Consider the following 25,867-nt stretch of genomic DNA (forward strand, 5'->3'; position numbering starts at 1 on the left):
ATCATTCATCCTCCTTGCTGAACAGACCAAAGAATCGTAATTGGATCAGATTGATGGTTAACACGATCAAGAGCAATACCACTCCGATCGCCGCACCCAATCCCAAATCAAAAGATTCAAATCCTTGTTGGTACAAATAACCGGTGATGGTTAACCCGATATCGCCCGGTGAAGCCGTTCCCCAAAACACATAACTTTCTTCAAACATGCGGAATCCGCCAAAGATGCTGATCGTCAGTACATAGATGACCACTGGTTTTAACATGGGCAAGGTAATATGCCAAAACTTTTGGAGCGGTCCGGCTCCGTCGATGTCCGCCGACTGATACAACTCTTTCGGGATATTTTGCAGTCCCGCCAAGAAATACAGCAGATTAACACCTGTCCATCTCCATGTTGCAAGGAGCAACATCAGGAACATCCCCGTTTCTGCATGCATCGTCCACTGTTGCGGGGACAATCCCAGTTTGATCAACAGAGAATTGATAAGCGAAGTGTCTGATACACCAAACATCAATCGAAAAACAACCCCGGCCACCACAACCGATGTAAGGGCGGGTATAAATAACGCAGAGCGGAAAAATTGGCGTCCCGGCGTTTCTTTTCTGTTTAAAAGAATTGCCAACAGCAGGGGGACCGGAATTAGGATGATAAGGGTGCCAAGTGTATAGAGTGACGTATTATAGACCGCCCGATAAAAATGGGGGTTCCATATCTTTTCGTAATTAGCCAAACCAATATATCGCGTTTCGCCCGGAAAGATTTCCTGGAAGCTCATGTTGATGGTACTAAGAAGCGGGTATAGAAAAAACAGCAGGAAAGAAAGAACAAAGGGCATGATGAAAAGGTAAGGCGCCACTTTTTTCGAATGACAGATCCTTCTTCCACCCATAAGCAGTTTACTGATCACAATCGTCGCCCCCATTTATTTCAATCTCTTTCATGATGTATCAACGCCTCATCTCCTCCGCAACCGCTTTCAAACTTTCAGCAGGCGTTTGAGACCGCCTTTGCAAGGTGTTGAAGAAAACTTCACTTCTCAGCAACTGATTCATCTGCGGCGACTTGTCGCTTAGATGGGGCGAATGGATTTCATCTTTGATGGAGAGCAAAGTTTTAAAGATATCGCTACCAAAATACTCTGTGTATTTATTAGGAGCATTTAGCTCCGGCAGATCCCAGACATCCCAGCGGACAGGATCAAAACCCAATGTTTTCCATATTTCGATGTTCCCTTCTTTCGAAAGTTTGCTAAAAGCGAGAAACTCTTTGGCCAACTTCACATGCTTGGACTGATTGGTAACCGCTGTGCCGGTTCCACCCATACCTGCGGATCGCATCCCGCCCTTTGTCCATGCCGGTAATGGTCTCACGATGATTTTCCCTTTTAAATCGGGCATAAAGTCCGTAAATCTTCCCATATACCACATCGGCATCATGACGGAAGCTGCTTCCCCCTTGTTCATGAACGCATAGTAATCCTCGCTGTGGTGAAATCCCCTGGGGGCCGGCTGGGCGATCTTGTCTTTCTCAATCATGTCGTACAAAAACTGAAGTGTTTTGATATTGGTCTTATTGTCCAATGTCACGTTACCATGACGGTCAATAAAATCTGAATTCTGTTGGATCACCATGGGCCAATAACTCCACAGATCCGTGATTTCCACCGTTGTCATCATCTTCCCCGTTTTCGCCTTCACTTTTTTTCCGGCTTCTACATAATCATCCCAGGTTTTAATCTGGTCGGGGTCGACGCCTGCCTGTGACAAAATCTCTGTATTGTAATACATTACAGTGGCACCCACATGAAAATCGATACCATAATACTTCCCGTCTTTGCTGTAGATTTCAAATCGGGACAGGATCACTTTATCCTTTACCGGTTCGATCAAATCATTCAATGGGACCAACTGCGGTTTACCCTTCAGATAATTGGGAAAGCGATTGATTTCTATATCGGCCAAATCGGGAGCTCCCACTCCAGAATAAAGGGAAAGCAGCAGTTTGTTATGCATGTCCGCATAGGGGAAGTTATCGGCTTTTAAAGTAATCTGTCTGTCTGGATGAAGCTCATTCCACCGCTTCGCCATCTTCTGGTAAAACTCCACGTGTTGGGGAACAAACGTCCAAAGCGTTAATTCTGTTTTTCCGTTTGACTGTGTTGCCTGCGAATGGGTACACCCCGTCAGACTGTAAAAGCAAATGAGCAAGATCAGCAGACTGGCGATTACAGATTTTTTCACTCGCGATCCCCCTTCCTTTTATTTGTAAATTTTCTGAATAACATGACCCATTAGCTTCACCTGCTTTACAGTAAGGAACCGTTCTGACACATCAGTGATCCTTGTAAGCTCTCCATGGTGTCAGGAGAACTTCACAGATCAATAAGCCTTCCTTCTGCAATACGCGGATGGTTGTGATTAGCAGCATAAACCGATTCTTGAAATATGGTCCCATCCAAAAAGATAATGAGGACTGCGGGGCGGCCGGCTGGAATCCACTTCTTTTCTTTCCGTTCTGCAAAACAGAAACACCCCGCATTGTCCGTACAAGTAATCGCGCACCTGTGAAGGGGGATTAAGGTTGAAATAAGTCCAATCCATGTTCGTTCATATACTTTAACCCTGTATATCGATCGCGGATCGTATGCGCTTTTTTTAACGATTGAAGCGCAAATTCCCTGGAGATGTTCAACTCTTCCAGATCAGCGGGAGCACCCGCTTTCCTTAACCATCTTCTCAATTGATCCGGGTCAGGCAGCCCCGTAAAAAAGCCTTCCGTCACTCCTGCATCGAGACGGGAAAGTTTCTGGTACAATTCACTGATCACAACGGACGCAACCCCGACTTTCGCTCCATGAAGAAGTTGCTTTTTATTCTCTTTTAACAACTCCATTTCCCAGACATGGGACAAATGGTGTTCCGCCCCGGAGGCGGGCCGGGAGTGTCTCGCCAGCAACATGGACAGTCCGGACTTCAACAGTGCGGCGGTCAACGCGCGTAACCCTTCGGCCGATGCATTGGCGATTTCTTCAATGTGGCTGATACATGAAAATAAGGCTTCCTTGGTGATCTGATAAGCCAATGGGCAAAATGGCTCTTGTGCCATGTGCCGGGAAAATCGCCAATCGGCCAGGGAAGTAAACTTGCCTAACATATCTCCAAATCCCGCCGCGTTTAATGCTTTGGGCGCCTTCCCGATAATATCCAAATCGGCAAACACGGCGGCCGGGGGAGCAGCTTGTACTGTTTTTTTCATCTTCCGGATGACCAGAGGAGCACCGGCAGAAGTAAAGCCGTCGACCGAAGCAGCCGTTGGCACCGAAATAAAAGGCTTGTCCGTTTGATAACTAACAAACCTGACAATATCGTGGATCGTGCCAGCCCCAACAGCCAGGATGGGATTTTCATCTTTGGGAACTTCAAGCAACACTTGCACGATCGATGCTTCATCGGCAATCACATCGCCCCATTCGTTTTCCTGAATAACGCACAGGTGAAAGGAAATCTCTTCCCGCGAAAGAGCCTGGCACAGCGTTTGTCCCGCAGCCGCAAACGTGTTGCGATCCGCCACAACGGCCACCGAATGATAATCTCTCTGCCGCAGATAATGAGTTACCTGGGCCAGTGCACCGTGATCTGTGACAATATGCATCCGGATCGGCTGATGGTTCCCGCACGGGCACGAAGCGGCTTGTTCATTTAATTCTTTGAGAAAGCGATCCAACATTTACTCCCCCCCTTCCCCTTTATCTCAGCCGGGACTGCCCTCGCTCTTCTTCAATCGAATTACATTCCAGGATGATTTCGGCAATATTGCGATTAAAATCCCGTCTTTGAGCTCGGCATTGCCCTGATGATGGGGTTTTACCCTTTCTGCATCCGCCGTGTTTACCGCCTTTAGGTCATCATGTTCAAGCACGATATGTTCGAGCACTTGATAATCCTCAAAACTTCTGATATCGCATTCCAAATACAGCCCTTCTTTCAGATGACGATTGACGGCAAACAGGGTCACTTCTTCATTTTCTTCGTTATATACCGCCGCCGATTCCAGGTACGGCACATCCGTAAATTCAGCACAATCATACTTGGGGGAAGAGATTACCGGATTTAACGCAACTCCCCTTCCATACAGTGAAGCGTGCAGATAAGGATAAAAAATTGTTTGCTTCCAGGACATACCGCCGTTTTCCGTCCTAATTGGCGCAATCACATTGACCAATTGGGCAAGGCAAGCGATTTTCACGCGATCAGCGTGTTTTAAGAAAGTAATCAGCATACACCCGACCAACAAAGCATCCTCAAAATTATAAACATCTTCAAGTTGCGGCGGTGCAATCAACCAGGGGGCAATTTTTTTATCGGCATCGTTGGAATGATACCAGACGTTCCATTCATCAAAACTGAGATTGATTGTCTTCTTGCTCCGTTTTTTGGCTTTAATAAAGTCGCAAGTAGAGATCACCGTCTTGATAAAATTGTCCATATCCAGCGACTTCGCCAAATAACTGGCTGTGTCGTTGGAGGGGTTGCCATAATACTGGTGTAAAGAAATATAGTCAACCTCGTCATACGCATGTTCCAGCGTGGTCGCTTCCCACTGCGGAAATGTCGGCATGGCGGTGTTGGAACTGCCGCAGGCAACAAGTTCGATGTCGGGATCAACCCACTTCATCGCTTTGGCCGTTTCCACCGCCAGCCGTCCGTATTCCTCCGCCGTTTTATGGCCGATTTGCCAGGGTCCGTCCATCTCATTGCCCAAACACCAGGTTCTGATCTTGTGCGGCTCTTTATACCCATGGGAAATCCGCAAATCACTCCAATATGTGCCTTCCGGATGATTGCAGTATTCCAGCAGGTTGCGGGCTGCATCTACCCCTCTTGTCCCCAGGTTTACCGCCATCATCACTTCGGAATTGACCAACTTGCACCAATCAACGAATTCATTCACTCCCACCTGGTTCGTCTCCACTGTTTTCCATGCCAAATCCAAACGGCGCGGCCTTTTGTCTCTTGGCCCGACTCCATCCTCCCAGTTGTAACCGGACACGAAATTGCCACCCGGATAGCGGACGATGGGGACATTCAATTCCTTGACCAGCCCAGCCACATCTGTGCGAAACCCTTTTTCATCGGCCAGCGGATGATCCGGTTCATAAATCCCCCCGTAGACCGCCCTGCCGAGATGCTCAATAAATGAACCATAAATACGCGGATCAATCTCTGCGATTTTGAAGTCCTTGTCCAGGATCATTTTTGCTTTCTGCGAATAAGGCATCTTCTCTCTCCCTTTTCAGTTTGTTTGAGAATCTAAAAGCGCGACCCGTTTATTTTAGTCCAATATAAAACATTTTATATTTTCATTTTATATTGATGTTTCTCTCTTCGTCAATAATTAAATTATTCTAACTAAAGATGCTAACAACCATTACAAGCAAGAACCTTTTTAGACAAATTTAAAACAAATAGCCGCATCTTGCTTTGACAGCTCTTTGTTTTAGAAGTATATTAAATTATGTATTTGATTAGCAATCTTTCACCTCTTGTGCTCGCTCCTCCATCTGTTCCATGCAAATGGAATTTATCAATTCAGAAGGGTAAGGACTTTATGATTCATATAAAAGATTTGCGCTCAGGTCTGCCTATTTTCAAAGCTTTAGGGTCAGAAATCCGCATCCGCATCATTGAACTTCTTCTTCAATATGAAAGTTTCAACTTAAACGAATTGGCGGGTAAACTCAAGCTGACCAACGGCGCGATCACCCCGCATATCAAGAAACTGGAAGAAAGCGGATTGATCACAATCAGTACAACCGTCGGAAAGCACGGAATTCAAAAAATATGTTATTTGAGCGATGATAAACTGTTGGTTGATTTGGCTGACCGTTCAACAGATAATCTGTACGAAGTAGACATAAAAATCGGGCACTATGTCCATTATGAGGCAACACCCACCTGCGGCCTTGCCACCAAAGAAAGCATCATTGGTGAGTTTGACGATCCGCGCTATTTTGCCGATCCTCAGCATATCCATTCAGAAATTGTGTGGCTTACCCAGGGTTGTCTGGAATACTGGATCCCCAATTACTTGAAAGCCAATCAGCAATTTGAAGAGATTCAGTTGATCATGGAATTAAGCTCGGAAGCGCCTTCTTACAATAACAATTGGCCATCGGACATCTACTTTTATCTGAACGGGATCGAGTTGGGGTTTTGGACCAGTCCTGGTGATTTTGGCGGGAAAAAAGGGATTTTCAATCCTCATTGGTGGCCGCCGCACTTAAACCAGTATGGCCTGCTGAAGCTGGTAAGGGTAAATCGGGAAGGTTCTTTTATCGATGGTTGCAAAATATCGGGTGTGACTATTGAGGATATTGGCCTTCATAACAAGAGTAAAATCAAATTTAAGATCGCAGTACCAGCACACGCCAAAAATGCCGGCGGACTCACCGTCTACGGCGAACATTTTGGCAATTACAAGCAAAATATCATCGCCAGGGTGCTATATTCACAGCGTCCACGCCCTTAATTGGAATGTGATTCCCTTTACTGCGGATTCCGGGGTAAAGGGATTTTTTGTGCAAAACCTCTTATTTTTTATAACAAAATAGTTGAAATAGACAGACTTTGATTGGGCTGGGGTACACAAGTGCCGGACAATAAAGGGCACATGATCGGACCGGGCGGAGCCTCCGTCTATCAAAATGGCTCTAAGTATTATCTCGTTTATCATTATTACGATTCCCGTGATAACGGCTACCCGAATTTGCAGATTCGAAAAATCAATTGGACGAGTGACAGTTGGTTTACACTCGATCCCCCGATCGTTCCGTAATCGCCTGGATAAACGGGAAGCCAACCTCCACGCCGCTGTAAGGTTGGCATACCCGATTTCAATACGTGACCGTTCTTATCCGTGGACACGCCAGGCCATGTCATTCCATCTCAATTCGTTACGAAGCGCCCCTAAAGAAGTGTCTTGATTGATTAAGACAAACTCAATCCCTGCCATCTCCGCCCAATCTGCCAATTGTTCCGGAGTTACGGCGAAGGAGAAACAGGTATGATGGGCACCACCGGCGAGAATCCATGCTTCCGCTGAATCACGCAGGGAAGGTTTTGGTTTCCAGAGAACTCTGGCGACAGGAAGCTTTGGCATGTTTTTTTCCGGTTTTACTGCTTCCACTTCATTCACGACCAGGCGAAAGCGGCTGCCCATATCGACCAAAGAGGCGTTAACCGCTGAACCGGAATTTCCATTGAAGACCAGACGGGCCGGATCAGCTTTTCCACCAATCGAAAGAGGATGGACTTCAATTTTGGGACGGGTGGCAGCGATTGTCGGACAGATTTCCAGCATATGAGCTCCCAGAACCAGTTCATTGCCGGGTTCCATATGATACGTATAATCTTCCATGAAAGAAGTACCTTTACCGTCAGCCATGATTTTCATCAGGCGAACCAGGGCAGCGGTTTTCCAGTCACCTTCACCGCCGAAACCATAGCCTTCCGCCATTAGTCGCTGAACCGCAAGTCCGGGAAGCTGCTTCATACCATGCAGATCCTCAAAAGTGGTTGTGAAGGCACTATAGTTGCCTTCTTTTAAAAATGATCTCATCCCGAGCTCGATATGCGCCTGTTCACGGATTGACTCCCTTACCGGGCCTGTCGTGCGGGCTTCCGGATCTATCTCATACAGTTCGCTGTATTCCTCTAAAAGTTGATCTACCTCCCGATCTGATATCTCGTTCATCCGTTGTACAAGATCACCCACCCCGTAACCGTTCACCGACCATCCAAACCGAATCTGGGCTTCAACCTTATCGCCCTCGGTGACAGCCACTTCCCGCATGTTGTCGCCAAACCGGGCTACCTTTAGATTCCATCCCTCCACAAATGCGACAGCCGTACGCATCCAACTCCCGATCCGATTGCGAACCTCGGGATCTTCCCAATAACCTGCAACGACTTTGCGCGCAATTCCCATGCGTGTGCCAATAAATCCATATTCACGATCCCCATGGGCCGATTGATTTAGGTTCATGAAATCCATATCAATACTTCCCCAGGGAATATCGCGGTTGAATTGCGTATGCAAGTGCAACAACGGCTTTCTCAGCTCAGAAAGACCGGGAATCCACATTTTTGCAGGGGAAAATGTATGCATCCAGGTGATCAGGCCGGCACAAGTATCATCTGCATTGGCTTCTATACAAAGCGTGCGAATTGCATCCGGAGTTGTTAAAACAGGTTTATCAATCACCTTAAAAGGGAGAGTGGAATCCGCGTCCAGGCCTTCTGTGATCTGACGTGAATGCTCTTCTACTTTCTTCAGTGTTTCCGGTCCGTAAAGATGTTGACTTCCGGTTACAAACCAAAATACATATGGTTTTGAGTCTAACATAATACTCCTCCTTGTATGCCTTCAAATGCTTCCACCCGCGTCTTAAAAGGTATTGTGATAGAAAGAGTAATCTGTAAATCGGTTCCTTTATTTTTGCTGCAAATAGAAGTCAGCATTTTCTTTGGTTACCACATTTACACCTGTATCCACAGTGGGTGGCAGAGGACTCACTTTTGCTGCCTTCCAATCGCTTACCGGATGGACAAGGTTATGTTTTAAGTTAAAGAGATAATGCATGCCCCAATAACCCATGTTCCAGGTTCCTTGTGCCAGGGTCGCATCGATGATTCCGGCTTTGACCATATCCAGAGTTCCTTTGTCCGTATCGAAACTGATGATATGAATCTTTCCGACTTTATTGGCTTCCTTTACTGATGTTCCAACCCCTACGCCTGAGGTGGCATCCGTAGCAAAGATCCCAGCGATATTCGGGTTTTTCTGGATCATTCCGGAAGTGGCCTGTGCCGCTTTAATTTGATCACCCTTACCGTCTTGAATTGATACAACTTTCATATTTGGAAACTCTTTCTGAATCGTTTCCACAAACCCGGCTTTACGCTCTTCATGATTTAGCTGGCCGGGTAATGTAATCACACCAACCTCACCTTTCCCCCCTGTTAAATCAGCCATTTTGCGAGCCGCTGTAGCTCCCGCATTATAGTTGCTTGTCGCCAGGAAAGCATAACGCTTGCTTTTCGGAGCGTCAGCATCAAAGGTAACAACAGGAATACCTGCTTCAATCGCTTTGTTAATAGGTGCTGCCAGCGCATCCGGATTAATTGCCGATACCAGGATCCCGGCCGGCTTTTGCGCAATGACTTGTTCAAGAACGGTTACCTGTTGATTGATATCGTATTGGTCAGCTCCTTTATACTCGGCTTCTACTCCCAAATTTTCTGCCGCTTCCTCCATTCCCTTGAAAGCGCCTTTCCAATATTCAATCCCGGAGAGGAATGTAACCATCACATATTGTTCATCTTCGGATCCTTGGTAAGGGAAGGATCCTCCCTTATTTGCGGTTTCTTTGGCGCACCCGGCCAGAGTGATAAAAGACAGTATGATTGTTATTACCATCCATTTCTTCATTATCATTTCTCCTTTAGAAATGTTGGGATAACCTTTCGATAAATCGGTCTCCTTAGGAAGCTTGTTTTTTTAATTTCCTTCGATTGTTAAATACATCCAGGGTCACAGCTACGATCAATACCAATCCTGTAACCAATGATTGCCAGTATACGGATACATCAAGCAAAACTAAGGCATTATTCACTAATCCAACCAGAATAACCCCTAACAGCGTTCCCATGATGGTCCCTACCCCGCCCGTCAGGCTGGCACCGCCGATAACACAGGCTGAAATGACACGGAGTTCCGTACCGACACCGGATGTAGGCGTCGCCACCGAGAATCTTGCCAGAGCCAGTAAACCGGCAATTCCGGCCAGTACTGCTCCTACGATATAAATTATCAGATGAATGTTTTTCACATTAATTCCTGACAATCTGGCTGCCTTTTCATTACTTCCCACATAATACACTTGCCTGAGATACGTCGATTTCCTGAGCAGAATATCGCCAAGCAAAACCACCACGAACAAAATAATGACGAGCATCGGGATTCCCAAAATATCTCCCTGGCCCAGGAAAAGAAAGGCGGGATCGATTCCTGTGACGGAAACGGGCGCACCTTCTGTAATGACATAGGCAATTCCCCTGGCAATACTCATCATGCCAAGAGTCATAATCAAAGGGTTCAATCCGATCCTGCTGATAAAGAAGCCGTTTAAAAAGCCTGTGAACAGGGACACAACGATGGCAACCACGGAGGCAACCCAAATGTTCACTCCGTTATAGGCAAGATAACCTGCCAACACCCCGCTTAAAGCCAAAACCGATCCGACGGATAAGTCGACTCCCGCAGCGACAAGCACCAGGGTGGTTCCAACGGCAACGATCCCGTCGAGAGCCAGCCCGATCATGGTTGTTTTCAGGTTCTCAGCGGTCAAGAAACCGGGAGTGGTGAGCGATAGAAGAATAAACAGGATAACAATGATGGACAAAATACTTGCTTCCCTGAATTGGAACAGACTTTTTAATTTATTCCGTTTTGGTCCCTGAACAGTTGCTTTTGAAACATTTGTTTTTGCATTCATGCTTTCTCCCTCCTTAAGTGATACCTGAAGCAAGGCGCATGATCTCTTCTTCGTTGATCCGCTCTCCCATTACTTCACCAACCATTCGTCCTTGATGCATAACCAGAACGCGATCACAAACTCCTATAATCTCGGGTAATTCGGACGAGATTACAATAACGCCATTCCCTTCATCAGCAAATCCCCGAAGCAATTTATAAATCTCGGACTTTGCCCCCACATCAATTCCACGGGTAGGCTCGTCCATAATCATTATTTTTGGTCCTGTAGACAGCCACTTGGCAAGCATCACTTTCTGTTGATTCCCACCGCTAAGGCTGCCTATGGTTTGATTGATACCGGGGGCTTTTACATTTAGCATTTTGCAGTAACGGGTCGCAACTCTGTTTTCCTTCCCCCTATCGATAAACGGCCCCGATGATACGGCTTGTAAATCCGAAGAAACAATATTGAGTTTTATCGACATTTCGAGAAATAAACCCTGCGTTTTCCGGTCTTCGGTTAAATAGACAATCCCTTTCCGCTTGGCCTGATTGATGGAGTTGATAGAGACAGGTTTCCCGTTCAGCCAGACTTGCCCTGAATCTTTGGGATCGATCCCGCATAGCGCTCTCGACATCTCTGTTCTCCCGGCACCCATCAATCCAAAAATACCTAAAACTTCTTTTTCATAAAGCGAGAATTGAATTTGTTGAAAAGTAGTGTTCCTGCTCAAGTTCTCTACCCGAAGAATCTGTTTTTTCCCTGGTGTTGATTTTTCGGGATAGATATTGTTCAACTCCCGCCCTACCATGAGCTGAACCACTTGATCAGATGTGATTTCCTCTGTGCGGTAAGTTCCGACATAGTGGCCATCCCGTAAAATCGATATCCGATCCGAAATCATGAAAATTTCCTTGAATTTATGACTAATATAAATAATTGAAATTCCATTTTTCTTTAATTTGGCAATCACTTCAAACAAGCTGTTTGCTTCCGCTTCTGTTATAGCGGAGGTCGGTTCATCCAAAATAAGAACCTTACAGTCCATCGTAAGCGCTTTCGCGATTTCTACAACTTGTTGTTCGGAAATGCTCAAATTGCCTACCAGATCATCCGGATCAATATCTGCCTTAAAATTTTCCAAGACTTTTTTTGTATCTTCTTTCAGTTTTCTTTGATCGACAAATCCAAGTTTGGTTTTTGGCAATCTCCCAATGAACACGTTCTCGCTGACGGTAAGATGAGGGCATAAACTCAATTCCTGGTGAACGATGGCGATCCCCATCTCCTGGGCCTGCCGTGTATTTTGAAATTGTACTGCCCGGCCCTCTAAGAGGATCTCGCCTTCTGTTGGCGGAAAAACACCCGACAGTATATTCATTAATGTCGATTTTCCTGCCCCGTTTTCCCCCATAACAGTATGAATTTCACCTTTATAAAACTCCAAAGATACGTCAGTTAACGCTTGTGTCCCGGGAAACACTTTATGGATCCCTTTAACCTGTAAGATGGTTTGGTTCTCACCCATAACCGGTCATCCCCCCTTAAACCCTTGATTCACCTTCTCATTGATATCTGGTGAACTTTCTCACCTCCTTTTCGTTAAACATAATTAAGTAGCTTAAGGAGGAGATCCCTCCATTCTATTGGTACGTACAAGTTTGATGATACCGCATTCTAAACCATTCTTGTACGTATCATCATAAGCATAAAAAGCCGTCGAGGTCCACCAGAATAATTGGAAAATAAATTAGATTCATTTGATCTTACTATACCAGCCCTTTTTATAATGTTCAATAAATCATTTCCATATCCCTTAACCAAAGGGGTTTCGGCTGATATTATGTGTTTCCGGTACAAATTATTCTTTATTTCATTCATAGTCTCTATTGTAAGATTATACAGAATCATGATAGGATATCAATAACTTGAACGTACAATTTTGATTTAACAGAACGTTTGAAGGCTATTAATCAAAGAATATAGGAATTTCAGATCAGTCTTATAGCAAAACTTATTCGTATAATCCGAGAGGTGAAACAGATGCGTCTGAGGTACTCGATTGGTGTAGATTACGGGACCGAGTCGGCTCGTGCGGTGCTTGTTAATCTCACCACAGGTGAAGTTGTTGCGTCAGCGGTAAAAAATTACCCGGATGGTGTGATTACAGATGAACTCCCGGGTCTGGGAGTAAAACTGGAACAAGATTGGGCATTGCAAAATCCAAACGATTACATTGAAGTATTTGTTGATACGATTTCCAGTCTCTTGCTCCAAACGAAAAACGGCGTCTCTCCAGCCGACATTATAGGCATTGGGATCGATTTTACTTCTTGTACGATGTTGCCGGTCAAACAGGATGGCACCCCGCTTTGCAATCTTCCGGTATGGAGGAACAACCCGCACAGCTGGGTAAAATTGTGGAAGCATCATGCGGCTCAGGAAGAGGCAAACCGCTTAAATGAAGTAGCTAAACAGATGAACGATTCCTTTTTACCGCGTTACGGAGGGAAAATTTCTTCGGAATGGTTATTTCCGAAGATCTGGCAAATTTTGAATGAAGCCCCGGAGTTGTATGAAGCAGCAGATCGTTTCATTGAAGCCGGAGATTGGCTGGTTTGGCAATTAACCGGCAGAGAGACGCGAAATGCTTGTACAGCAGGTTATAAAGCGATTTGGCATAAGCAAAAAGGATATCCGGACAAAGACTTTTTTAAGAAGTTGGATCTTCGCCTGGAAAATGTGGTCGATGAAAAATTATCGCGGGATATCCTGCCGCTTGGTGCAAAAGCGGGGAAATTAACCAGACAGATCGCGGAAAAAACCGGCCTCCCCACAGGAATTGCTGTTGCGGCAGCCAATGTGGATGCCCATGTATCCGCTCCTGCTGCCAGTGTTATTCAGCCAGGTCAAATGCTGATGATTATGGGCACATCCACTTGCGATATTTTACTGGGAACCGAGGAGAAGATGGTTCCAGGAATGTGTGGCGTTGTGGAAGATGGTGCAATTCCCGGCTATTTTGCCTATGAAGCAGGGCAATCTGCGGTTGGGGATATTTTTGCCTGGTTTGTGGAAAACGGAGTTCCGCCCGGCTACCACCAGGAAGCCCACGAGAAAGGCATTAACATTCACCAGTTACTTGAAGAAAAGGCTGCGCTGCTTCAACCGGGGGAAAGTGGACTGTTGGCGCTGGACTGGCATAACGGCAATCGCTCGGTTTTAGTTGATGCTGACTTATCTGGCCTGATTTTAGGTTGTACCCTGGACACAAAACCGGAAGAGATTTACCGTGCTCTGATTGAAGCAACGGCTTACGGAAAGCGGTTGATCATTGAAACGTTTGAACAGCACGGTGTACCGGTAAATCAACTGGTCGCTTGCGGTGGCCTACCCTATAAAAACAAAATGCTGATGCAAATATATGCGGATGTGATTGGCAAGGAAGTATTCGTAGCTGAGCATCTGCATACTCCGGCAGTGGGTTCAGCCATGTTCGGGGCGGTAGCAGCGGGTAAAACAGCGGGGGGCTTTGACACCATTGTGGAAGCGGCAGAGAAGATCGCGAAAGTAAAACCGGAAAAAATTAAACCAATCAAAAGAAATGTGGCAGTCTACGAGTTTTTATATCAAGAATATAAGCGATTGCATGACTATTTTGGGCGCGGAGACAACAATGTGATGAAACGATTAAAACAGCTTAAAAGAATGCAAGAGAAAGAATGACTGTATACCTCCGCGACAGCTCGGCGAAAAATGCCAAATTCACAACAACTTTAACCCTGCCCCTTTCGTGTACGCATGATTCCAAAGACATCCGGCTCTTGGGAGGGATTGACATTGCTTGAACAATTAAAGATGGAAGTATTGGAAGCGAACCTACAGCTTCCCAAACATCAGTTGGTGACATTTACATGGGGAAATGCGAGCGGAATCGACCGAAAGCAAGGGTACGTTGTCATTAAACCAAGCGGTGTTCCCTATGAAAAGTTAAAGCCGGAGCACCTTGTTGTGTTAGATCTCGATGGTAACGTGGTAGAAGGAAACTGTAAACCGTCATCTGACACTCCTACCCATTTGGCTTTATATAAAGCATTTCCATCTATTGGAGGAATTGTTCATACCCATTCTCCCTGGGCAACGATCTGGGCTCAGGCCGGCAGAGCGATTCCGCCGCTGGGAACGACGCATGCGGATTATTTTTACGGACAAATTCCATGTACAAGAGCGATGACAGCAGAAGAGATTCAAGCAGACTATGAGTTGGAAACAGGACGTGTTATTATTGAAACCTTTAAACAGATCAATCCGGGTGACGTCCCCGGTGTATTAGTTTGTCAACACGCGCCATTTAGTTGGGGAAAAGACGTAAAAGAGGCTGTTTATCATGCAGTAGTATTAGAAGAGGTAGCCAAGATGGCTTACCATACATTTGGTTTAAATCCCGATATCCAGCCTATAAACCATTCTCTGTTGGACAAGCATTTCCTTAGAAAACATGGGACGAATGCTTACTATGGACAAGGAAAATAAGCACAGATGATGGTTCCTGGACAAAAAAGGCTCCGGCACTCTCTCTGCCAGGACTTTTTAAGCATAACCGCTTTTCCCAACCGATGAGCTCCGGAAGGGATTGAGCATTGTCATGATCCCGAACCGCACTTATGTTAAAATGTAACACACGTACAAGTTCAAATGTAAAGGTGAAATCATGCATGACCACAAAATATATTCTCGTGAAAGAAACGATTAAATCATGGATTTTAGAAGGGGAAGTCGTTCCACACCAAAAAATTTATTCTGAGCATGAATTAGCGGAAAAATTCCACGTAAGCAGACATACGATTCGCCAGGCCATCGGTGAATTGGTTCATGAAGGATGGCTTTATCGGGAGCAGGGAAGAGGCACTTTTTGCGCAGGCAGAAACAGGAACAGCGGAAAATTAATCGGTATGATCACTACTTACATTTCTGATTATATCTTTCCTTCAATCATTCGAGGGGCAGAATCATATCTCAACAGCAAAGGATACACTCTCCTGCTCGCAAGCACAAACAATAACCCGGTTGAAGAAAAAGCGTGCCTGCAAAATATCCTGAGCAAAAATGTGGATGGCTTAATTGTCGAACCGACCAAAAGTGCCATTCGCAATCCAAACCTGGACTACTATTTCACCTTGGAAACGAAAAAAATTCCTTATGTGATGATTAACGCATTTTATCCCGAATTGCACCCCCCCAGTCTGACAGTAAATGATACATTAGGAGGCTACCTTGCTACTGAACATTTAATTCAGTTAGGGCATCGCAGAATTATCGGTTTTTTTAAAACAGATGATCTGCAGGGGGTCAATCGGATGCAAGGATTTGTGCAGGCCCATAGAGAAAATCGCTTACCGGTTTCCCCCGGAATGATAGTATCTTTTAATACAGAAGAAAAATATGTAAAACCAAAAGAAGAGTTGGCGAAAATATTAAAAACAAGTAAGCATAGGCCGACGGCGATCGTTTGTTACAACGATGAAATCACTCTCTCCATTCTTGATGTGGTTCGAGATCTGCAATTAAAGGTACCGGATGATATCTCCATTGTGGGATACGACGACTCACATCTGGCTGAAGCTTCCGAGGTAAAATTAACCACTATAAAACATCCCAAAGCAATGATGGGCGAAATGGCGGCAAAAAAAATAGTAGATGCGATTGAAAAGAATCAGCAAGGAACGACGGGCATTTCATCATTCATTTATGAGCCTGAACTCGTGATCAGAAAGTCTACGCAATCGGTATCTAAGACAGATATCAGCCCCAGCCCGAACTAAAACAAAGAAATGTTCAAATCTCCAAATCGATCATTGGCAATAAAAGTGAGGAGGACAAAGAGCCCACTTTGTCCATTCATGTTTTATCATTGACGCCCGACACGGCTAAAGCATCCCTTCAAAAGGGCTTTGCACCGGAATCCTTGCTCGTTAGCGTCCTCAATCCGTTTCCGCTCAGACAGCTTTTCTGTAAAACCATAGCAAACACCAGTCTGCAAAATGGCTGGTGTTATTCATTCATATCAGAGTTAAACAATCGATTCAGAAATCAATACCCAAGCAGATCAGTAACCGCTCCTATTTAGAGAATAGTATAAAATATCCATTCCCATTAAATGGATCCGTTATGTAAACACTATATTTTGTCAAAATATTGACATGAATATATTTTTCTAATATATTGCTACATAGGACGAAATCTATTTTTATATTATTTTTGTAGAAAAATACAAAAACGAGGTGATTTACAAAATATTACATTCATATTTTTTGATCAGGAATCTTTCCTTAACAGCCTTTAATTGAACAAAATGTTCAATAGCAGAGGTTCGGACGGTTCAACAAGTTTAAAGGAGCGACATAATATGAAGACTTTTTCCGATCTGATGACGGAGATCAGCAATATTGTATGGGGCCCGCCACTGTTGGTTCTGCTCGTAGGCACGGGTATTTATTTAACTGTTCGCCTCTCTTTTCTCCAATTTTCTCAGCTTCCCTATGCTTTAAAGCTCGCTTTCTCCAGACACCAGGATAAAAAGTCGCAAGGAGATATTTCTCACTTTCAATCGTTAATGACTGCACTTGCAGCGACGATCGGAACCGGTAATATCGCCGGCGTAGCCACTGCTGTTGTTTCCGGTGGGCCTGGTGCTGTTTTCTGGATGTGGGTTACTGCCATCTTCGGTATGGCAACCAAATATGCAGAGGCAATTCTTGCCGTAAAATACCGAACTGTTGGTAAACGGGGAGAAATGGCGGGCGGACCCATGTATTATATCGAAAGAGGACTTGGCTGGAAATGGCTGGCAGTACTTTTTGCTGTATTTGGGGCTATTGCGGCTTTTGGGATCGGGAGTACGGTACAATCAAACTCAGTAGCAGCTTCAGTCCAGTCCAGTTTCGGAATCAATCCATGGATAACTGGTATCATTCTGACCATTATTACCGGTTTAGTGATTATTGGCGGAATTAAAAGCATTGGCCGTGTAACCAGTTATCTTGTCCCTGTTATGGCCGTGCTCTATGTATTGGGCGGGTTACTGATCATCCTATTAAATACAGAGAAGTTACCGGCCGCCGTCGCGATGATCTTTAACGACGCTTTTACGGGGCAGGCGATTGCCGGCGGAGCGATTGGAACGGTGATCCGTTACGGTGTCGCCCGTGGCGTTTTTTCCAATGAAGCGGGGATGGGTTCTGCACCTATTGCGGCAGCGGCAGCCATTACTGACTATCCGGGCCGCCAGGCACTCGTTTCCATGACCGGAACGTTTATCGATACGATTGTGGTCTGCTCGATTACAGGGATTGGTCTGGTGATGAGCGGACTATATCTTGGCAGTGACCTGACCGGAGCAGCCCTCACCACACAGGCATTTCAAACGATGCTGCCGGGACCCGGAGGCTGGATTGTCACAATCGGCTTAATCTTCTTCGCTTATTCCACTGTGCTCGGCTGGTCGTATTATGGGGAAAAATGCTTTGAATACCTGTTTGGCTCTAACGCAATTATCGGATATCGGATTGCCTTTACCCTTTCTGTTCTTGTCGGGGCTGGATTAAATCTTGGTCTTGTCTGGTCGATCGCAGATATCTTTAACGGGCTGATGGCTGTACCCAACCTCATCGGACTGATCGGCCTGTCCGGAATTGTTGTAGCGGAAACAAAAAGATTTCGCGAACAATTAAAACTGGAACGGCAGCAACGAAGCACCGAAGTTGAATCGTAAGTGCACAAACCAATTTTATTCGGAGATTCATTTCAGTTTTTTCACGTTTAATAAAAATCCCCCATCCAAATGGAGCAAGGCACAGATGGGGGATTCTTTCTGTACAATCCATTTGTTTATGAAGCGGACATTATTTTTTTAACAGATCACGAATTTCCTCAAGCAATACCTCTTCTCTGGTTGGTTCCGGCGCTTCTTCTTCCGGTTCATCCTTTTTCCGCAAACGATTGAATAATTTAATAAATAAAAAGATGGAAAATGAAACAATTAAGAAGTCTGCAATTGTTTGGATGAAGTTCCCGTACTTTACCACAGCGCTGCCAACTTTGACGTGTAAACCGGAAAAGTCTATACCGCCCAACAGCAATCCTATTAAAGGCATGATCATATCATTTACCAGTGAAGTTACAACTTTTCCAAATGCAGCACCGATGATAACCCCTACAGCCAAATCAACGACGTTCCCTTTTAAAGCAAATTGTTTAAATTCATTCCACATATTTAAGTACCCTTCCTTTAGTTAATGATCCCTTTCAATATAGCAATTTATTTTTCATTACGCAAAACTCTTCTGAATACAGAATCTTGCCCAAAAATGAAGCTTGACTTTCAAAGTAACCGAAACTTATACTTGAACCTGTCTAAATGATTAAAATTTATAGTCAGCTTAAAGTAAACAAACCGGGGGTATACGAAATATGCAAGTCCCACAACAAATAAATGTACCCGTTCGATTTTTGGAAGGCCAAAAGGTTTATTAAATATATCATAATATTCATAAGAAATTTGATATAAAACCACCTAAATACAGAAATCTATTTTAAAACTAGAAAATTATTAAAAAGACACCGTCAAGACTGGTTAACGGTGTCTTCTCTTGCCAGAGTTGCCATCTGTTTTGTGAATCTCAGAAAACCAGGCAGTCACTCGCCCAACTCTGTTCAATCTTCCGCAGCGGCTGCCAACCGCCGATACCTGCCCTGGAAATACAACAATGGTTCACCTTCACTGACACGAAGGTTGGTCACCTCCCCAATAAATAAAGTGTGATCACCCGCCCTGTGTTCATCTGCTTTGTTGCACGTAAGTACCGCCAAAGCCCCTTTGATCACGGGCATCTCATTAAACCGCTCAAAATGAATGTCACGATCTCCTTTGATTTGACCCGCAAACAGCATTGACATTTCCTGTTGATCTGCTCCCAAAACACTGACCGCATATGTTCCCGCTTTCTTTAATTGGCTATGCATATGAGCCTTCTCGCTGACAGAAACCAGTACCAGTTTCGGACTTAACGAAACGGACATAAAGGCGTTGGCTGTCATGCCGTGTATCTTGTTTTCCACTTCCGTGGTAATAACAGTAATACCGGTTGCAAATTTCCCCATCGCCTTCCGGAAAGTGCGGTCATCCATACAGAGGCCTCCTTAATCAGATTCTCCTCTCGTTTATGCGGAATTTTGGCCATCATAGGAAAATCCCCTCTTTTTTCAAGGTTAAACCCTCACCTTGCCTAAGCAAAGCGAGGGTTTAACCTTTTTCCTGCGAATCTGAAGATAACAGCCGGCACACAGGCTGTTTGCATCAATCTTGAGTCTATTGTGTTTAAAAATCAAAGTTATCCGGATCAGGACCAAATCGGTGGTTTTTATTTAATGAATCCAGTTTTTCCATGTCTTCTGCGGAAAGTTCAAAATCAAAAATATTGGCATTTTCAATGATACGGTGTTCTTTCACCGATTTGGGAATCGTTACAACTTCATGTTGCAAATCCCAGCGCAGCACAATTTGTGCCGGTGTTTTGTTATATTTCTCGGCAAGTTCAAGCACTGTGGGCTCTTTCACCACTTCTCCCTGCATCAGGGGGCTCCAGGCTTCCATTTGAATCTTATTCACTTTACAAAAACGGAGCAGTTCCTTTTGAGTCAGATAGGGATGAAACTCTACCTGGTTGACCATCGGCGTAATTTCGCTGTCTTCCATTACATCTTGTAAATGATGAACCTGGAAGTTGCTCACACCAATGGCACGGACCCATCCCTCTTTGTAAAGTTTTTCAAGCGCTTTCCAGCTTTCTTTATATTTCCCTTTCACAGGCCAATGGATCAGATAAAGATCCACATACTCCAGACCCAATTTTTTGCGGCTTTCTTCAAAGGCTGCCAAGGCTGATTCATAACCCTGGGAACCGTTCCAAAGCTTTGTGGTAATAAATAATTCCTCACGCGGAACATCAGATTCTTGAATCGCCTTCCCAACACCGATCTCGTTACCGTAAACTGCGGCGGTATCAATACTGCGATAACCGGCTTTAATGGCAGAGGCGACTGCATTAGTTACTTCTTCCCCTTCTTTCGCTTTCCATACCCCAAGTCCAAGCCATGGCATTTTTACGCCGTTATTCAACACTGTATAATCGGAAATATGCTTTGCCATATGTAAACCTCCTAACTTCATTGGTAGAGACAACAGTTGTTTTACCCATTATTTTTTTGTAGTAAACCCATTTTTAACGAATTCCGTATATTCCGATGATTGGTTACATTTAGAGCAAAAGTGAAACTCTTGATTGCTCAAAGGCAGATGGAAAGCCGAAACCCCGTTGAAAGAAGGGATTGCCAGGACATTTAAGTCCCTGCAGCCGTTGAAGTGAGATACCAAACGCCCCCTTTTCCTCCTAGGGCAATAAAGAAGGCGTTTATCTGATAAACAAAAAAGATTGGATATAATTTCCAACCCCTGTTCTTAATACTCTCCAAGGTCCTCAATCTCGTCAAGTTCTGAAAACTGCAGATCCATCACTTTTTTGATGTTAAGATTCCAGTACTTACAGATATATTGAACGGCTTCTTGCAGATCGTGCATAACTAAACGCCGTTCCTGATGATAAATCACCCAGCCTTCATCGAGGCCAAGAAAAATCCGATCCACATCCAGATAGACATCCGGATTCTCGGTAGTAAAACGAATCGGTTCTCCAACACGCATCTCTTTTAACTTTGCAATAATTTCCTGCTCTTTCATATTCTGAAGGCTCCCTTAAAAATTAATAGAACTTATCACAGATCAGGCCGTTACGAGATTGGAATCGTTCAAATCTATCCTTTGTTGCTCCTTGTTTACAAATTCATACAAATCTCTGATGTCAAAATAGCTGATCCATTCTCTTTTTATTGTATGTGTTCAAATTAGAAAACTCAATGTCTTGTTACAAACATCAATGGATTATTTTTATGTGCCGTAGAAAACCCTGCAAAATTAAGCCATCTATCTAACACCATCTACTGATCCATCAATATACTAAATTAGAACATCCCATTCCAAAGGGAGGATCGTACAGATGGCGGATTCTTTACTCATCTTTTCCCATATACCAAAAACGGGCGGCCTCACCATGCGCCGTATTATTGACCAGCATTTCAAACCCCGGCAAATTTTCAAGTACCCGTCTCACCATGCGGCGAGAAGTTTGCGTTCACTGTCTGCTTCAGACGTTGCCCCTGTCCGCTGTGTTTATGGTCACTGTCCGTTTGGCGTTCATCAATACTTTCACAAGCCGTTTAAATATATTACGATGGTGCGCGACCCTGTGAGCCGTATCATTTCCACCTATTATTTTATCCGGTCCAGTCCTTCCAATAAATTGCACAGCAAAGTAAAACGGATGAGCTTTGAACAATTTGTCACCAGCAAAAACCAGAGAATCCAAACTCCGCTTACCAATCATCAGACCCGGTTTATATCCGGGAAAAAAAACCCCGATCTCAAATTGGCGATTGATAATATTCGCGAACATTATGCCTTTGTCGGGATTACCGAAATGTACCCTGAATCCGTATTTCTATTAAACCGGATGATGGGCTGGAGACAAACTCCTTATACCAAAGAAAATATCACCAAAAGCCGTCCGAAAAAAGCGCCGGTCTCCAACGACATCATTCAATATATTAAAGAAAAAAATGCGTTGGATTACATGTTGTATGAATATTGCAAAGCTCGTTTACTCAAGAAAATTGAACAATTACCTCCTGCCGCAAAGAAAAAAATGGCACAATTTGCACGTGTGAACCGATAAAGCGGCTTCTTCATGAGAGTTTTCCTGGAGAACTTTTTTCTGTGAAAAGTGCTTTGTGTCACAGCGGGGAGGGCAGGATTTCTGTCTCCCCGCATTATTAAACCTTTCATCCTCCTTTGTTTTTGTCAAAAAAATGCTACTTCCCCTTTGGCGAGGAAATGTTACAATAAAAAAACGTGATCCAATAATATTTAAATCCGTTGGAAATGGCTAAAATTTCTTACATCACAATGATCTGGGGAAGAACGGAGTGATTGCATTTCATGAACTGGTGGGACATTTTTGTCGGCTTTATCCTGGGGTGTGTGGAAGGTTTAACAGAATTTGCCCCTGTTTCATCAACAGGGCACATGATTTTAACCAAGTCCTTTTTAGGTATTTCAGACAAAGATCCGGTAGTAAACACTTTAATCGTGGTGATCCAGCTCGCCTCTATTCTCGCTGTCGTTTTTGTATTCTGGAAGCGTTTATTAAGCTTAGTAGGATTATATAAAGTGGAAAAATTGGAAGAAGACCATACATATAAACCGGGCATGTCGAGACGGCAGCGGGTTCGCCGCTTTAACCTCCTGCATGTTCTTATCGGAATTATTCCGGCCGGTATTACGGGTGTACTGTTGAAAGATATGATTAAAGAGCACTTATTTGGCAATACGACTGTGCTTCTCGCCCTCGTTGCCGGTGGGATTTTGATGATTGTCGCCGAAAAGGTAAACATCCGTGTCACAGCCCATACATTGGATGATCTCACCTACAAGCAGGCATTCTATATCGGGTTAATTCAGTGCCTATCTTTATGGCCCGGGTTTTCCCGCTCAGGGTCGACTATTGCCGGGGGAATTCTGGTTGGCTGCAACCATAAGACCGCCGCAGAATTTACTTTTATAATGGCTGTCCCCATCATGGTTGGAGCGACAACCCTGGATTTAATCGATAGTTGGAGTTACCTCTCAGCGAGTGATTTACCGCTGTTCGTTTCCGGTTTTATCACAGCCTTTGTCGTTGCCTTGCTGGCAATCAAATTCTTCTTAGACTTGATTGGCAGAGTGAAACTGACTCCGTTTGCCATTTACCGCTTTGTACTGGCGCTGCTTTTCTGGCTGATTATGATGTAACAAAAAATATAGAGCCGTTCTGTAATAAGAGCGGCTCTTTTTATGTCGGGCTGATTTTAACGGGAAAACGGATACTGATTCGGTGCAGGATACGGACCTGGTCCATGATACTGATTGGGAGCAGAATATTGATGTTGCGGAGTAGGATACTGATTGGACTGGGGAGCGGGCAAGTTATTCTGTGGTTTATCTGCCTCTTCCAGCTCTTCCATCCCAAACTCATCGAGTACCCGGCGGCATAATCCAAGTTCATAGTTTACCATTTCATCTTGATTTTCAGATTTTAAGAGTAAGTTTTGATATTGTAAAAGAGCCTCTTCGATCAAATCAAGTTCTGCCTTAGTCAAGTTAACGGTAATTTTCATTCTTTCTACTCCTTTAACTAATCCTATACCTATCTATATCATAATCGCACAACCGCCACAAAACAACTACATGAAATCCGGGCAGGCTGCCACCGTTAACGTTGACGGGCATTCTTCTTTTTCTGCAAAACTTTTTCCCCCGCTTTTGGCCGGTTGATCTGATGTTCTTTTTTCTCCCGCTTCTCTTTCTTTTTGTTTTCTTCCTTTTCCAGACGTGCGATCTCATCCATCACACGCTGAAAAATCCGCTTGGCACGAGGATCATCGCTGTCAGAAACAGAGCGCACAACAACGGCTGCCGAGTAGCGGGGCCGTTCAGCAGGACCATAACCAATCATCCACTTATGATAAAAACGTTTATCCACTCCCACCTGGGCGGTTCCGGTTTTACCCGCCAGCGGCCACTCCGCTTTGGAAACGCTAACCGCAGTGCCGTCTGTAACCACAGAACGCATCATCTGCTGAACCGCTTTTAAGGTACTCTCTTTGATCGGAGCGGCACCGGACAGATATTTGTTCACAAACTTAAAGACGGGACGCCCATTTACATCCTGTATTTCGGTGACCAGCCGGGGATGAATGGGCTTCCCCCCGTGAAAAAGAGTAGTCACCAAGTTCGTAGCCTGGACAGGAGTCATTTTGACATCACGTTGTCCAATCCCCGCCTGAACAACGGCACCCGGGTCTTTTTTGGATGTTTCGGGAGCAAAAACCAACCCTGTCTGCTCTTGTGGGATCTGGGAGAAGTGTTTTTCTTTAAACACCTGTCCTGACCAGATGATCTCCCGGGCCAAACCGAGCCTTTTCGCATAAGACTCCAGTTTTTCACCACCCAATTTTTCAGCCACTTGTCCTAAAACCACATTGCAAGAATTGGCATAGGCTTCTGCAAATGTTTGTTTTCCGTGTCCATGTTCCTGATCATCTTTTAAACCGTACCTCCCGAGCTCTCCATTGCAATCAAATTCAGTGTCCGGTTTGACAATCCCCTGATCAAGAGCGGCAATGGCTACAACCGTTTTAAAGATGGAACCCGGGGTTGCTTCCATCAAAGCGCGATTGTCCCACGGATTTAACTCGCCAACCGGGGAATACCCCTTAGGGCGGCTGGCCATTGCCAGGATATTTCCAGTGGCAATTTCCTGCACAACCACAGCCCCTTCTTCCACCTGTTCCTCCGCCAAAATTTTTTCCACACGCCTTTGAATTTCTTTGTCCAGTGCTGTTTTGATCATATGTGGAGGATTCTCGCTGGCGTTTGGCTGTTGTTTTATTTTTACCTGGACACCGTTCAGTGGTTTCCCACTTCGGTCCCGGGTATACATGAGCACACTTTCTTCTTCTCCGTGCAAAAACGGTTCAAACGCCGCCTCCAATCCGGTCGCTCCGATGTGAGTGTGGTCAGATTTTGTTGCACCAATGGTGTTTTTCACCACCCGTCCGATCACTTGTTGCCCAAGCTGATTCAGGGTCATACGATAATCTGATTCCACCACAAACACACCGGGGATTTGTAAGGACTCAATTCTCTCTTTGTCCGCAGGAGTCAGTAACAGCTCATCTCCATCGGCATCCGGCAGAATAGACGGCCTGTACAGATCGTTAAGTTGTTTCCGTAACCGTTCCGGAGAATAACCGATTTGTTTCGCCAGGCGTTCAAACTGGCTTTTTCTCAGCTGAAACTGTTGTTCCGACTGAGGAAAGGCCAGCAGACTCCAATTCTTTTCACCTGCCAGAGACCGGCCTTTTCGATCCAAAATCGTTCCCCGTCCGCTGTCGATCACAACTTCCCGATCCTGGTAAAATTGCGCCAGTTTAATTAAATCGATCTGTTCTTTGGAAAAGGAGCGGGTAGAAATGACCTGAATCATAAACAGGCGGGCCAGTATACACAAAAAAGCAGCCATAAATGCGAAAGCGATCATCCAACCGCGCCATTTTTTACTCATCTGTACACCCCCCACTCTCTGTAGTTCCATCTTGGACAGGAACGAGGGAGGG

The 25,867-nt window shown here is 44.8% G+C and carries 22 protein-coding genes; 8 read left to right on the top strand and 14 right to left on the bottom strand.

All coding sequences use genetic code 11. The features are described 5' to 3' along the window. Position 1: 1 nt before the first annotated feature. The 4 genes from I8U27_RS01510 to arfA all read right to left on the bottom strand — a co-directional run bounded on the left by I8U27_RS01510 (position 2) and on the right by arfA (position 5,280). The gene (locus I8U27_RS01510; RefSeq protein WP_181750262.1) at positions 2 to 925 is read right to left on the bottom strand and encodes a carbohydrate ABC transporter permease; all 924 of its coding nucleotides are present in this window, start codon (positions 923 to 925) and stop codon (positions 2 to 4) included. A gap of 25 nt (positions 926 to 950) precedes the next feature. Next, a complete protein-coding gene (locus I8U27_RS01515; protein ID WP_181750261.1) occupies positions 951 to 2,243 on the bottom strand; it encodes an ABC transporter substrate-binding protein in 1,293 nt (430 codons plus the stop codon). 334 nt (positions 2,244 to 2,577) lie between these two features. Next, positions 2,578 to 3,729: a sn-glycerol-1-phosphate dehydrogenase gene (locus I8U27_RS01520; protein ID WP_232345169.1), complete on the bottom strand. Its 1,152-nt coding sequence runs from the start codon at positions 3,727 to 3,729 to the stop codon at positions 2,578 to 2,580. Positions 3,730 to 3,753: 24 nt separating this feature from the next. After that, complete coding sequence (gene arfA / locus I8U27_RS01525) at positions 3,754 to 5,280, bottom strand: arabinosylfuranosidase ArfA (protein ID WP_232345170.1); 1,527 nt, start codon at positions 5,278 to 5,280, stop codon at positions 3,754 to 3,756. A gap of 330 nt (positions 5,281 to 5,610) precedes the next feature. Here arfA and I8U27_RS01530 point away from each other — a divergent pair, with 330 nt between their 5' ends. Together I8U27_RS01530 and I8U27_RS01535 are read left to right on the top strand one after the other, a co-directional pair. After that, positions 5,611 to 6,531 carry an ArsR/SmtB family transcription factor gene (locus I8U27_RS01530; RefSeq protein WP_181750260.1) on the top strand — a complete coding sequence of 307 codons (921 nt, stop codon included), beginning with the start codon at positions 5,611 to 5,613 and terminating at the stop codon, positions 6,529 to 6,531. A gap of 120 nt (positions 6,532 to 6,651) precedes the next feature. Continuing rightward, positions 6,652 to 6,837 (top strand): hypothetical protein, encoded by a 186-nt coding sequence (locus tag I8U27_RS01535; RefSeq protein ID WP_181750259.1) that lies wholly within the window; start codon positions 6,652 to 6,654, stop codon positions 6,835 to 6,837. A gap of 75 nt (positions 6,838 to 6,912) precedes the next feature. Here the strand turns inward: I8U27_RS01535 and araA are convergent, their stop codons facing one another. The 4 genes from araA to I8U27_RS01555 all read right to left on the bottom strand — a co-directional run bounded on the left by araA (position 6,913) and on the right by I8U27_RS01555 (position 12,068). Then, the gene (gene araA, locus I8U27_RS01540; protein ID WP_181750258.1) at positions 6,913 to 8,406 is read right to left on the bottom strand and encodes an L-arabinose isomerase; all 1,494 of its coding nucleotides are present in this window, start codon (positions 8,404 to 8,406) and stop codon (positions 6,913 to 6,915) included. 87 nt (positions 8,407 to 8,493) lie between these two features. Next, positions 8,494 to 9,492, bottom strand: a complete 999-nt coding sequence (locus I8U27_RS01545) for a substrate-binding domain-containing protein (RefSeq protein ID WP_181750257.1) — start codon at positions 9,490 to 9,492, stop codon at positions 8,494 to 8,496. Positions 9,493 to 9,544: 52 nt separating this feature from the next. Continuing rightward, positions 9,545 to 10,558, bottom strand: coding sequence for an ABC transporter permease (locus I8U27_RS01550; RefSeq protein WP_181750256.1), 1,014 nt, complete (start codon positions 10,556 to 10,558; stop codon positions 9,545 to 9,547). Between the two features lie 13 nt (positions 10,559 to 10,571). Beyond that, complete coding sequence (locus I8U27_RS01555; RefSeq protein ID WP_181750255.1) at positions 10,572 to 12,068, bottom strand: sugar ABC transporter ATP-binding protein; 1,497 nt, start codon at positions 12,066 to 12,068, stop codon at positions 10,572 to 10,574. A 515-nt stretch (positions 12,069 to 12,583) separates the two neighbouring features. Here I8U27_RS01555 and I8U27_RS01560 point away from each other — a divergent pair. The 4 genes from I8U27_RS01560 to I8U27_RS01575 all read left to right on the top strand — a co-directional run bounded on the left by I8U27_RS01560 (position 12,584) and on the right by I8U27_RS01575 (position 18,311). Next, positions 12,584 to 14,266: a ribulokinase gene (locus tag I8U27_RS01560; protein WP_181750254.1), complete on the top strand. Its 1,683-nt coding sequence runs from the start codon at positions 12,584 to 12,586 to the stop codon at positions 14,264 to 14,266. A 114-nt stretch (positions 14,267 to 14,380) separates the two neighbouring features. Next, a complete protein-coding gene (gene araD, locus I8U27_RS01565; protein WP_269750994.1) occupies positions 14,381 to 15,073 on the top strand; it encodes an L-ribulose-5-phosphate 4-epimerase in 693 nt (230 codons plus the stop codon). A gap of 182 nt (positions 15,074 to 15,255) precedes the next feature. Continuing rightward, complete coding sequence (locus tag I8U27_RS01570) at positions 15,256 to 16,362, top strand: GntR family transcriptional regulator (RefSeq protein ID WP_181750252.1); 1,107 nt, start codon at positions 15,256 to 15,258, stop codon at positions 16,360 to 16,362. A gap of 584 nt (positions 16,363 to 16,946) precedes the next feature. Beyond that, positions 16,947 to 18,311, top strand: a complete 1,365-nt coding sequence (locus tag I8U27_RS01575) for an alanine/glycine:cation symporter family protein (RefSeq protein ID WP_181750251.1) — start codon at positions 16,947 to 16,949, stop codon at positions 18,309 to 18,311. A 130-nt stretch (positions 18,312 to 18,441) separates the two neighbouring features. Here the strand turns inward: I8U27_RS01575 and mscL are convergent, their stop codons facing one another. The 4 genes from mscL to I8U27_RS01595 all read right to left on the bottom strand — a co-directional run bounded on the left by mscL (position 18,442) and on the right by I8U27_RS01595 (position 21,335). Continuing rightward, positions 18,442 to 18,810: a large conductance mechanosensitive channel protein MscL gene (gene mscL, locus I8U27_RS01580; RefSeq protein ID WP_181750250.1), complete on the bottom strand. Its 369-nt coding sequence runs from the start codon at positions 18,808 to 18,810 to the stop codon at positions 18,442 to 18,444. Between the two features lie 442 nt (positions 18,811 to 19,252). Then, positions 19,253 to 19,726, bottom strand: a complete 474-nt coding sequence (locus I8U27_RS01585; RefSeq protein WP_181750249.1) for a flavin reductase family protein — start codon at positions 19,724 to 19,726, stop codon at positions 19,253 to 19,255. 190 nt (positions 19,727 to 19,916) lie between these two features. Then, entirely contained in the window at positions 19,917 to 20,747 is an 831-nt protein-coding gene (locus I8U27_RS01590; protein ID WP_181750248.1) for an aldo/keto reductase, read from the bottom strand. A gap of 309 nt (positions 20,748 to 21,056) precedes the next feature. Continuing rightward, the gene (locus I8U27_RS01595) at positions 21,057 to 21,335 is read right to left on the bottom strand and encodes a hypothetical protein (RefSeq protein WP_181750247.1); all 279 of its coding nucleotides are present in this window, start codon (positions 21,333 to 21,335) and stop codon (positions 21,057 to 21,059) included. A gap of 316 nt (positions 21,336 to 21,651) precedes the next feature. On the opposite strand from I8U27_RS01595, the gene I8U27_RS01600 reads away from it, so the two are divergent. Together I8U27_RS01600 and I8U27_RS01605 are read left to right on the top strand one after the other, a co-directional pair. Beyond that, complete coding sequence (locus tag I8U27_RS01600) at positions 21,652 to 22,386, top strand: sulfotransferase family 2 domain-containing protein (RefSeq protein WP_181750246.1); 735 nt, start codon at positions 21,652 to 21,654, stop codon at positions 22,384 to 22,386. Positions 22,387 to 22,649: 263 nt separating this feature from the next. Continuing rightward, complete coding sequence (locus tag I8U27_RS01605) at positions 22,650 to 23,501, top strand: undecaprenyl-diphosphate phosphatase (RefSeq protein WP_181750245.1); 852 nt, start codon at positions 22,650 to 22,652, stop codon at positions 23,499 to 23,501. Positions 23,502 to 23,557: 56 nt separating this feature from the next. On the opposite strand, the gene I8U27_RS01610 is transcribed toward I8U27_RS01605, so the two are convergent. Further along, a complete protein-coding gene (locus I8U27_RS01610) occupies positions 23,558 to 23,866 on the bottom strand; it encodes a hypothetical protein (protein WP_181750244.1) in 309 nt (102 codons plus the stop codon). Positions 23,867 to 23,961: 95 nt separating this feature from the next. After that, positions 23,962 to 25,815, bottom strand: a complete 1,854-nt coding sequence (locus tag I8U27_RS01615) for a peptidoglycan D,D-transpeptidase FtsI family protein (RefSeq protein ID WP_181750243.1) — start codon at positions 25,813 to 25,815, stop codon at positions 23,962 to 23,964. Positions 25,816 to 25,867 lie beyond the last annotated feature (52 nt).

The sequence above is a fragment of the Paenactinomyces guangxiensis genome (assembly GCF_016055185.1).
GTDB lineage: Bacteria > Bacillota > Bacilli > Thermoactinomycetales > Thermoactinomycetaceae > Paenactinomyces > Paenactinomyces guangxiensis.